The organism is Microbulbifer echini (assembly GCF_041447225.1).
In the GTDB taxonomy this organism is placed as follows: Bacteria; Pseudomonadota; Gammaproteobacteria; order Pseudomonadales; family Cellvibrionaceae; genus Microbulbifer; species Microbulbifer echini.
Genome location: NZ_JBGMEL010000053.1, coordinates 1 through 842 on the forward strand (window position 1 = coordinate 1; position 842 = coordinate 842).

Annotated in this window: 1 protein-coding gene; it reads right to left on the bottom strand. The window is 44.5% G+C overall.

What is annotated here, in order from left to right:
• Positions 1 to 238: hypothetical protein (locus tag ACCI51_RS19415; RefSeq protein WP_371845082.1), on the bottom strand; the 238-nt coding region annotated here is incomplete at its 3' end.
• Positions 239 to 842: the final 604 nt, after the last annotated feature.

Consider the following 842-nt stretch of genomic DNA (forward strand, 5'->3'; position numbering starts at 1 on the left):
CCTGCTGTGAGACGAGAACACCATCGCCTTTTTTACGCTCGCCGCTAACCGAAAGTCCAATGATCTTGCTGTCCTGAATGACTACCGCACCAAGACCGACCAGATTTTCGGATTTTCTTATTTCGTCCATATGCCTTTTTAAAAATTTGTCGATCTGCGTAATTGGGTTTGCTTCCGAAGCAAGGCTATTAATTGAAGAAAGCACCAAAGGGACTATTAAAAATGATAAGGCTTTCATTGCGTTCTCTCAAATCACATAACGCCCCGCTAAACGGCGAACGAAACGCAGTGTAGTGAGTCCAGTGGAGGCCGCGCCTTTTGCGGCCGGAACGTTGTTTGAGCGGCTTGTTAAATATATGACTTGATAGATGCTACGAACCCCACAATTGAAATAGCCAAATAGATAAACTGAGTAAGCCGAAAACCTACAATATTTTCTCCTTTAAGTACATCAAAGCTACCACCTGACGCAGGCACATGAATTGAACCGCTTTCGTTAGCCTTTGCCACATAGATAGGGACGTAAATGCAAAAAGCCACGAACCATAGCTTTGCGGCCGGCCCTACATCACCATCATGAAAAGACGAAACAACAAATCCAGCACAAAAAGCAAGACTCATTCCGTACAAAGACAACGTGTGAACTCGATATATATTCATTGTCAAAATAATTTAACGCCCAGCGCAGGCGCAGCCAACGCGGAGCAGATTTTGTGTTAATGTTTGAGCGCAGCGAGTAACACCAAATATGCGTAGTGTTGGCTGTCGCACTGCCGCTGCTTGTATGGTTGTTCTTGTCCGATTCTGATGTTGAAAATCCTTTTCGCTAACGGGTAAATTGA